Raw genomic sequence first — 10,366 nt, forward strand, 5'->3', positions numbered from 1 at the left:
CAGCCGTTAATGCTTGGGAGGATTAAGCATGACAGAAGAACAACAAGCAGCTACCGCGAAACGCAAGGGAGAGCACATACGCATTTGCTTGCAGGAGCAAGTGAATAGCGTAGGTATTACTACAGGCTTAGAGCGGTACCGTTTCAAACATAATGCGCTGCCAGAACTATCCTTCCAAGAGGTGAAGCTGAATACAGATTGGTTCGGCCGCCAACTAGGAGCCCCACTGCTCGTGAGTTCTATGACGGGCGGAACGGACGAAGCAGGTGCGATTAATCGCCGCTTGGCTATTGTAGCAGAGGAGCGGGGTTGGGCGATCGGTCTCGGTTCTATGAGGGCCGCAATTGAAAATGAACAGCTGGCGGCTTCCTTCTCCATCCGCAAGGATGCGCCGACTGTCCCCGTTATTGCAAATATTGGGGCTGTTCAGTTCAATTATGGTTTTGGTGTAGACTCCTGCCGCAGAGCAGTTGACATTGCGGAGGCGGATGCACTCGTGCTTCATTTGAACAGTATGCAGGAAGTTTTTCAGCCAGAGGGTGATACTGATTTCAGTAATTTGCTGCCTGCAATTGAAGAAGTATGCAAATCTCTTTCGGTTCCAGTAGGGGTTAAGGAGGTTGGTTGGGGTATTGATGGCGATACAGCAGCCGTTCTGATTAATGCCGGTGTTTCTTTCATCGATGCAGCAGGAGCGGGCGGGACTTCATGGAGTCAAGTTGAAAAGTTTCGCTCCAATCATTCGCTTCTCAGAGAAGCGGCAGAAGCTTTTGCTGATTGGGGAATACCGACAGCAGATAGCATCATAGAAATTAGAGAGCGTCTTCCAAATGCTAATATCATCGCCAGCGGAGGGCTTCGCAGCGGAGTGGATGCAGCTAAGTCTATTGCACTTGGGGCAAATATAGCAGGCTTTGGTCGTGTATTACTGCCGCAAGCAGCTAACAGTAATAGTGAAATATCGCTTGATCAGCTGCAACAACAGTTTCAACGCATCGAATTCGAGCTTCGCTCAGCTATGTTCGGCATTGGAGCAGGAACGATTGACGAGCTTCGTCACACGAAGAGGCTTATACGAGTAAATTAAATACTTCACGATGAAATGGCTGGGACTTCTGCACCAATGCAGACGTCACCGCCATTTATTTGTATATTCTTTTTTTGCGGGCAAGGACTAATTCAAGTACAATGAAACGAACCTATACATACATAAAGAATGACCTTATATGAAGGAGTACATGAGAATGAAACCATGGTACGAACAGAGTTTTGGCTCGGATTACATGCTCGTCTATAAGCATCGCGACTGGGAAAATGCTAATAAAGAAGTTCAAAAAATGGTTGATTGGCTAAAGCTGCCTCAACATTCTCAGGTTCTTGATATCGGCTGCGGCATGGGAAGGCATGCGCTTGCGTTATCAGACTTTGGTTTTAGCGTAACCGGAATTGATCTTTCAGAAATTTTACTGGAAGAAGCGCGTTATCAAGACCAGGAGCAAGTTGTAAATTGGGTGCAAGGTGATATGCGCGAGCTGCCGTTTCAAACGGAAAGCTTTGACGCATCCTTCAATTTATTTACTTCCTTTGGTTATTTCTCGCTTGAAGAGGATAATGTGAAGGTGCTTCAGCATATTCGCAGAGTGCTTCGGAAGAACGGTTCCTTCTTAATCGATTTCTTGAATCCTATTTATGTGGAACAACATCTGGTTCCAAACTCCGAAAGGCGTGATGAGGAGACGGGCATTCTGATTGAAGAGGTTCGTTCCGTTGTAGATGGTTGGGTTCAGAAGGAAATCACACTGACGAGTCCAAATCCACAGGACAAGCCTAGACAGTATTTAGAGCGGGTTAGATTGTATCGAAGAGAATGGTTTGAACGTCATCTAGCCCAAAGCGGACTTCACTTAGAGAAAGTTTATGGTCACTATGACGGTTCAAGCTATGATGAATCGGTTTCACCGCGCATGATTATGACAGGAAGGGCGATATAAAAATGACAGAACAACAGAATCAATCAGATTCCAATGCATCACCGTATACAGACATTTGGGCTGATGATTGGATTAGAGTAAAGGTACCACTGCCATTTTCGCTAAAATGGGTGAACAGCTATCTCATTCCTGAAGCTGAAGGGTATACGCTCATTGATCCAGGCTTGCGAACAGATGAGGCTATTGACGTATGGCAAGAGGTACTAGCAGAACATGAGCTGAAGTGGACGGATATTAAGCGTATTATCCTAACCCATCAGCATCCTGATCATGTTGGTCTTGCTGGATACGCCCAGGAGCGAAGTGGAGCACCGGTATTTATATCCCGTCGTTCACACGCTTATATTCTGAGACTCTGGGGTTCTGAGAGTCAATACGCTGAGCAGCTGCTGAAGAGCTACGAGGAGCAAGGGATGCCTGATGATTTAAGAGCGTCAATCGGAGAAAATCTAAACACCTTTACAGCTATGGTTTCACCGCAGCCAGTCGTCACTTACATAGAGCCTGAGAGCCGAATGGAAATTGGCGGAAGGAGCTGGCTATTGATTGACGCACCTGGTCATGCGAACGGTCAGCTCTGCTTCTACCAGCAGGAGAACGGCTGGATGCTTTGCGGAGATCAAGTACTGCCCCGTATAACACCTAATGTGAGCGTCGTTCCCGGCGAGGAGGGAGACCCTCTGGCAGCATTTCTTAACAGCTTGGAAGAACTGAAGCAATACGAGGTGAAGCTAGCCTTTCCTGGCCATCGCGATCCATTCACACTATTTACTGATCGGTTGATAGAACTGCAGCAGCATCATGAGCGAAGGCTGGACCGGATGGTTGCTTGGCTAGAGGAGGAGTCTCGCACCGCTTTCAACATGTGCGAGACTCAGTTTGGAAGCCGACTCAGAAGTAATCCCCATAATTTACGGTTTGGTATGTCGGAGACGCTTGCTCATCTTCTTTATTTGGAAAATAACGGTCGCATTTCTTCAAAGATTATTGATGGCGTTTATTACTACTATCCAGTCAAAGGCTAGCTGTCTCTAAATTCCTGCGGCGTTATGCCATAGCGATCCTTGAATACTTTAATAAAATAGCTTGTTTTCAAATAGCCGACCTTGGCTGCAATTTCGTATATTTTGTCCGGCGTCGTTCGAAGCATATGCGCGGCTGTCTCCATCTTGAGTCGTGACAAATAATCGCTTATGCCTTCGCCGGTTTCAAGCTTATAGATTTTCGAAAGGTAAGAGGGATTAAGAAACACATGGGTAGCGATGGATTGCAGTGATGCATCCTCCAAGTGGTTTGACACATATTCTTGAACCTTCTGTACCATGCTTGAACGCGAGTGCTGCACTTTACTGCTTAGGTGATTTCTGTAAGTTGACAACACATCCGTTGTCCATGATCGCAGCTGTGCTATCGTATGAAAATGAGGGCCGCTGAGCAGTTGATTGAATTCATTGCCCATCACTTCTGCCATCCAATACTTGTTTTTGTGTATGGAGAAGCTGAGTGAGCTTACGATCATGAAATAGGTTTCCAAAATATGCTCATGCGACTCTCCCCATTTCAGCTCCAGCTCCTCGAATACATTGCTCAGCTTCGTATCGATAGCGTCCCATTGTCCCGCCTCCAGCAAATGAATGAGCAGCGGAGGATTGTATAAATGAGACAAGGAATTTGCTTCCCCAGCCTGTGCTTCCTCCGTTAGCGTCAATAAAAACCCTCTTTCACCTCCAATTCGCTGTCTAAAGCTGATAAGAGAGAAATCATAGGTCTCTCTCACATCATGCGGGAATGCATCCTGCATCGTAAGAACAAGCGATACCGTACCTTTCAAATATAGCTTCACATAGTGTTGCAGCTGAGCTGCCTTTTGTTCAATGACATGAAGCATCGAGGAACGGTCTTGATCATGTTCTGCCTTACTCATTATAAGAAAGACAAAGTAGCCATGCTCGTCCTTTGTATGCCAAAGCTTGTATTCATCAGAAAATATCTCATCTGCTATATTGCAAACGGCGTATTGAAGCAAGGAGATGTCTCGCTCGGATTGCTCATTGAAGTAATCTTCCATTCGCAGCAGCATGAGGCAGTAGGGTGCTTGCGGACGAAAGGAAAGATTAAGCATCTCAAGCTTCTCCGATAGCTTTTCTTCGCTATAGACCTGGCCTTGAAGAAGAGACAGCAGCAGATGATTTTGAAGAATAGGCAGATTATCTCTCATAGAGATGAGGGCACTTTGATGGGAGCTGATAGCCTTCCAATGCTCCTCCAGCTGCAGGGCAGCTTTCTTGACCGCTTGCAGCAGCTCTTCGTCCTCAGCAGGCTTAAGCAAATAGTCGCTGGCTTGATGCTGCATCGCTTTTTTGGCATATTCAAAATCATTATATCCCGATAGTAAAATACATTTCACATTGCTCCAAGAAGCTCGGATTTGCTCAATCAGATCGAGCCCGGAGAGTCCGGGCATATGGATATCTGTTATGACAATATCAATGGGGGTGGTATTCATGATCTCGAGCGCCTCATGCCCAGAATGGGCTTGATAAACGGAATCAATGCCAACCGTATGCCAAGGTAAGTTACTTGCTAGATCCTCTACAAGATCAGGTTGATCGTCAACGATTAATAATTGATACATAGCGAACAGCTCCTATAGCTCAGTCTAGTTGGAATAGTTTTCATGCGGCCATGACAGATGAACGGCAACGCCGCCCTTTGCCCGAATACGGAAGCTGATCGACGCTTCCGGACCAAATTGAAACAGCATACGCTGACGGATATTCCATAACGCACAGCCGCTCGTTTCATCAGGAGGATTGATGATTTTCAGCTCAAGCTTTCGCAGCATTTCCTCAGTCATGCCTATCCCGTTATCTTCCACGATAATCGTATGATAGCGGTCATTGCTCTCTCCGGTAATGGTAATGAGCCCATCTCCGTCAAATCGCTCAATGCCATGAAGTACCGCGTTTTCTACGATAGGCTGAAGCAGCAGACGTGGAATTTCAGCGTTTAGCATGGAATCGGGCACATGGATCTCATAGGAAAGATGCTGGATATGGAATTGCTGGATTTCTAAATAGCTTTCGACCAGCTGCAGTTCCTCCTTGACCGTTGCTGTTAGCTTCTCAACTCTTGTCGTATAGCGATAATAGGTAGATAAATGCATGGCAATGCGCATGACTGATTCCTTCTTATCGAGTCTTGCGAGACTGCGAATAAGTGCAAAGCAGTTATATAAGAAATGCGGGTTGATTTGCGATTGCAGCTGCTTCACATTTGCTTCGCGCCGTCGAAGTTCCTCAACATAAACCTTCTGGATGAGCTGCTCGGTATTGGCAGCCATATCGTTAAAGCGCTGAAATAAATAGGTAAATTCATTTTTGGGGTTTGCTGTTATCCTTGCCGAATAGTTGCCCTCCTGCAGCCGCTTAACGCTTCGGATTAATAAGCCGATTGGACGCTGAACATTTCGGTAAAGCAAATATCCAGCCAGCAAACTCATTATAAGGAGCAAGCCGACAGAACCGTAAAATAAGTTTTGACTCGTGACGATGGGCTTCAAAATATCAGCAAGCGGGACATAGTCAATCAAATACCAATCAAGTGTTTTGACATGGGCGGAGGTGACGAGAAAATCATTGCCTTTTATGGTGACAATTTGATTGGATGACTCTTGAACCGTTACTTTTTCAAGTAAAGTTTTTATACTGGCGGTCATTTCCTTGTCGGCTGACTTGTTCTTAATCATGCGCCCATCGGAATGAACGAGAAAGGGGTCGCCCTTTCCAGCAAGTTTGAATGTGTCCAAATCTTTGATCAAATGCTCCTCTGGGAAGGAAATTTCAACGATAATTCCGGCTTTCTCTATATCGGTAATCTTGCTTCTTGGCTTGACGATGTGGCGTACGAATCTATTCTGTTTCATGTTTTGTATCGTCATTTCCTCGTATTTCCATGACGGTGTAAGTATTTTTTTGATCGATTCCAGATCATAGGATAGATAGGTATTGGTAGATACGAGCTGTTTGCTAGCTGGAGCTGTGATGCTATATTGTGTATCCCAGCGCTGAGCGACATTGAGCAGACGAAGCCGCTCAAGAATTCGCAGCTTCTCGTCATTTCGCTGGTAAGCACTCTCGATGAGATGGAGATTTTGCAGCTGCTGGATATGGATATCCTCGCTTAGTAAAAAGCCTAGCGTTGACAGTGTGGTGACGCTCTTATCAATTTCGCTTGCTAGAAAAGTAATGTCCTTCTGCTTTAGAGATTTCATTTCCTCTGTAATGACATCAATGCTCGTCCGAATAGAAAGCGTATACAAAATGATGATTGGAATGAGTAACAAGATGATGATCGTAATCATTTTGGCAAACGTATTTTCGCGTAAGCGCATGCTAATATCCTCTCTTTTTTTGAAAATAGGGAGACATAAGTCTACAAAGTGGCATGCTTCCAAAGATCGTGGTCTATAGAACAGGAGAGAGTGCTGATAAAATTAATCATACAGGAGAGCTGATAAAACTTAAATCAAATTTTGTTTGGAAAGGGGCAGAACAGTGGAAAGTGCGCTAAAAAAACCGCTGCAGCAAGACGATAAACAAAAACCAAAAAAGGAAAATAGAGCGAGAGAAGTACTTAGTCGCACTTGGCCCTTGCATCTAATGCTGCTTCCAGCGGCTATTATCACCTTTATATTTGCTTATGTGCCGATGAGCGGACTGATCATGGCTTTTCAAGATTTTAAGCCCTATGATGGCATGTTTCATTCTAAGCTCGTAGGACTTGAGCATTTTCGCTTTATGTTCGAGTATCCAGACAGCAAGCAGGTCATTTTGAACACTTTAATCATTTCGGGTTTAAAAATTGTGTTCGGCTTAGTCGTTCCATTTACGTTCGCAATCTTGCTGAATGAGGTTCGAAAAGTATTGTTCAAGCGAGTCGTTCAGACTCTCGTATACCTTCCTCACTTTATTTCATGGGTAATCTTGGGGGCTATTCTTACGGACATGCTTGGCAGCAAGGGGATAGTCAATCAATTGCTCAACACCCTTGGGCTAGAATCGGTATTTTGGCTTGGCGAGGGAAATTGGTTCCGTTTTACTGTTGTTGTCAGTGATATTTGGCAAAACTTCGGCTTTAACACGATCGTGTTTCTCGCTGCCCTTTCAGGTGTAAATCCTTCTCTCTATGAAGCGGCGGAGGTGGATGGAGCAACGCGCTGGAAGCAGACGATGCATATTACGGTACCGTCTATGATTCCAATTGCTGTCGTCGTAGGAACACTATCGCTCGGCAATATTTTGAACGGCGGTTTCGATCAAATCTTCAACCTTTACAATGCACTCGTTTATGACAAAGGCGATATTATCGATACGTTCGTGTATCGAACTGCTATTTTGAATGGTCAATATAGCTTCGGTACGGCCGTTGGATTATTTAAATCTATTATCGGCTTGGTTATGATCGTGTTCTCTTATCGGATGGCTTACAAGTACGCAGGATATAGAATTTTCTAGGAAATAGAGGAAGGAGAAGGCGCATGTATCATAAAACATCAGGCTATAAAGCTTTTTCAATATTTAATTACATCCTGCTGGCGGTCATTTGTATATCCTGCATTATTCCACTCGTGCATATTCTTGCAGTCAGCTTAAGTGCAAGCTCACCGGCTAACGCCAATTTGGTTAAGCTTTGGCCTATCGGCCTAAACTTCGATGCCTATGCGAAAACGTTGAATAATGATAATTTTCATAATGCTCTGCTCGTAGGGCTTCAACGTACGGCACTTGGTACACTAGTCGGTATGACATTGATGATTTTGGCAGGCTATGCATTGTCGAAGGATGGACGGGTATTTAAAAGCCGTTCGATCTATACGTGGTATTTCCTCTTTACGATGCTGTTCAGTGGTGGTATTGTTCCTTCGTACATGCTTATTCGTAATTTGGATTTAATGAACTCCATTTGGGCGCTTGTTCTTCCAGGTGCTATCAACGTTTTCAATATGGTATTGCTCATGAATTTTTTCCGGGCAGTGCCAAAAGAGCTGGAAGAAGCATCATTAATTGACGGTGCTGGACAATTTCGAACATTATGGAGTATATTTTTGCCGATATCGATGCCGGCATTAGCAACCATTTCATTATTTACAATGGTTACACATTGGAATTCTTGGTTTGATGGATTGTTATATATTACAGATTATAGAAAATATCCGTTATCAACCTTCTTACAAACGATTATTGTTCAACAGGATTTTAATAAAATAAATCCGGATGTGAATGAGCTAAAACATATTTCGCAGCGGACGGTAAAATCAGCGCAAATCTTTATTGGTACATTGCCGATTTTACTCGTATATCCTTTTCTACAGCGGTATTTTGTAAAGGGTATTATTCTTGGAGCCGTTAAGGAATAGAGCGAGAAAAAGGTATCAATAACAAAATTATGGTCTTTCGAAGCTTGAAAACGGGCTGTATATTGGAAACAAGCGATATAACAAATATCGTAAATAATTACAAAATATAACTTACGGGGGTAAAAGCATGAAAAAGTGGCTTTCAATCTTAATGGTAATATCATTTATGCTCACAATCGCAGCATGCTCTGGAAACAATGGCAACAAAGAAACAGGCAGTCCTGCAGCAACAAACAAAGCGAGCAATGAGCCTGCTAAGGTTGAAGAAGGGAGCAAGGATGGCTTCGAGAATGGGAAGTATACAACACCTATTACATTAACAACGGTTTGGGGACTTAACCAAAACGGATCGATCTTCAAAGAAGGCGAATCCATTGAAGATAATGTTCACACTCGTTTGATCAAAGAAAGACTCGGCATCGATATTAAATACAATTGGGTTGTAACGAACACAAATGACGCTTACAAAACAAAGCTGCGCTTGATGTTGTCATCCGGCGAGGATATGCCTGATGTTGTAACATACCGCGGAGATATGGAAACGGTTAATATGCTGATCGACTCCGGGCAATTTATGCCGATTGGCGATCTAGTAGACAAATATGCAAATGATACTTACAAAGCAGGCTTGGATCTAGATCCAACAATATGGCTGCCAATTAGCCGCAACGGCGAAAAAATGGCATTGCCGATTCTAGATTACGCTTACAATGCGGATCACGTGATGTGGGTTCGTGAGGATTGGCTGCAAAAGCTTAACTTGAAAGCGCCAACGACACTTGCTGAGATGGAAGCGGTTATGGAGGCATTCGTTAAAAATGATCCAGACGGTGACAATAAGGCGAACACAATTGGTCTTGCAACGGGCTTCAAAAATGGATTTGCTAACTGGATGACGGACATCGGCTTCGTATTCGGTGCTCACGGGACAATGCCTGGTCAATGGAATCTGACTTCAGAAGGTACATTGGAGCATGGTTCAATTAATCCAGCTGCAAAAGATGCGCTCTCAAAATTAAAAGAATGGCTGGACAAAGGTTACATTTCACAAGACTCCGCTTTACTTGACGAATCAACAGGCTCAGAGCTGTTCACAAAAGGTGAGGCAGGCATTATGTTTGGTCCTAACTGGCTTCCAGCATGGCCTTTCCCAGACCTTCTGAACAATGTACCTACTGCAAAATATAAAGCTTATCCGATTCCTGCAGGTCCTGATGGCAAAATCGGTTCAGCAGGCGGCAACCCGCCAGCAAACGGTTATGTATTCGTAAACAAAAAAGCAAAAAACCCAGAAGCTATTTTGCACTACTATAACTGGTTCTTCGACAATATGGCTAACCCGCAACCTGGCAGTGAATTTGAGAAGGGCTTCGCGGAAGGCTATGATTACGCAACACTTCCAGATGGATCGATTACAGCAGATATTGCTAAATACCCAGATCTTTTCCCAGGCTTGAAGGATCAAACAGCACCGCCGCTATACTACACGCTTACTTATGAAGGCGCACGTATTCCGACCTTGTATGCTGAAACACATGTTAAGCTTGCTGGCGGCGCAGCTCCGGTTACACCATATGAGAAGCAAGAGTTCAATACACGACTTAAAGAAAATACGGATGCGATGAAGGTTGTTATGGACCAAAATTCAATTCGCATGAAAAACTACTACATGGGTCCTTTGACTGAAACGATGCAAAGTAAAAATGAGCTTCTTAACAAGCTGCTAAACGAAACATTTAACAAAATCGTTTACGGACAACAACCAGTAGAATCCTTCGACACGATGGTTACGAACTGGAAGAAGTCGGGCGGCGAGCAAATTACGAAGGAAGTTAATGATTGGTATAACAGCGTAAAATAATGATTATCAGAAGTGATCCAAAGAAGGTCATAGCAAAAATGACCTAATTAATAGCCTGTCGCGTTGCAGTTGTAGTATTGAGCTGTAAGGGGCAGG

The 10,366-nt window shown here is 44.1% G+C and carries 8 protein-coding genes; 6 read left to right on the forward strand and 2 right to left on the reverse strand.

Features of this window, described 5'->3' with window-relative positions; all coding sequences use genetic code 11:
• The first annotated feature begins 28 nt into the window (after window positions 1–28).
• From fni to AC0YOD_RS18790, 3 genes are all read left to right on the forward strand, one after another.
• Window positions 29–1,087, forward strand: coding sequence for a type 2 isopentenyl-diphosphate Delta-isomerase (gene fni, locus AC0YOD_RS18780; protein WP_475800856.1), 1,059 nt, complete (start codon window positions 29–31; stop codon window positions 1,085–1,087).
• 157 nt (window positions 1,088–1,244) lie between these two features.
• Window positions 1,245–1,991 (forward strand): class I SAM-dependent methyltransferase, encoded by a 747-nt coding sequence (locus AC0YOD_RS18785; RefSeq protein ID WP_475800857.1) that lies wholly within the window; start codon window positions 1,245–1,247, stop codon window positions 1,989–1,991.
• Between the two features lie 2 nt (window positions 1,992–1,993).
• A complete protein-coding gene (locus tag AC0YOD_RS18790; RefSeq protein WP_475800858.1) occupies window positions 1,994–3,016 on the forward strand; it encodes an MBL fold metallo-hydrolase in 1,023 nt (340 codons plus the stop codon).
• Here AC0YOD_RS18790 and AC0YOD_RS18795 read toward each other — a convergent pair.
• The gene (locus tag AC0YOD_RS18795; protein WP_475800859.1) at window positions 3,013–4,626 is read right to left on the reverse strand and encodes a response regulator; all 1,614 of its coding nucleotides are present in this window, start codon (window positions 4,624–4,626) and stop codon (window positions 3,013–3,015) included. The genes AC0YOD_RS18790 and AC0YOD_RS18795 overlap by 4 nt on opposite strands.
• Window positions 4,627–4,650: 24 nt before the next feature.
• A complete protein-coding gene (locus AC0YOD_RS18800; RefSeq protein WP_475800860.1) occupies window positions 4,651–6,384 on the reverse strand; it encodes a sensor histidine kinase in 1,734 nt (577 codons plus the stop codon).
• A 268-nt stretch (window positions 6,385–6,652) separates the two neighbouring features.
• Here AC0YOD_RS18800 and AC0YOD_RS18805 point away from each other — a divergent pair, with 268 nt between their 5' ends.
• From AC0YOD_RS18805 to AC0YOD_RS18815, 3 genes are all read left to right on the forward strand, one after another.
• Window positions 6,653–7,507 (forward strand): ABC transporter permease, encoded by an 855-nt coding sequence (locus AC0YOD_RS18805; protein WP_475801031.1) that lies wholly within the window; start codon window positions 6,653–6,655, stop codon window positions 7,505–7,507.
• Window positions 7,508–7,530: 23 nt separating this feature from the next.
• Entirely contained in the window at window positions 7,531–8,409 is an 879-nt protein-coding gene (locus AC0YOD_RS18810) for a carbohydrate ABC transporter permease (protein ID WP_475800861.1), read from the forward strand.
• Window positions 8,410–8,536: 127 nt separating this feature from the next.
• Window positions 8,537–10,270 (forward strand): extracellular solute-binding protein, encoded by a 1,734-nt coding sequence (locus AC0YOD_RS18815; RefSeq protein WP_475800862.1) that lies wholly within the window; start codon window positions 8,537–8,539, stop codon window positions 10,268–10,270.
• The last annotated feature ends 96 nt before the right edge of the window (window positions 10,271–10,366 follow it).

The sequence above is a fragment of the Paenibacillus sp. J31P13 genome, from assembly GCF_056269295.1.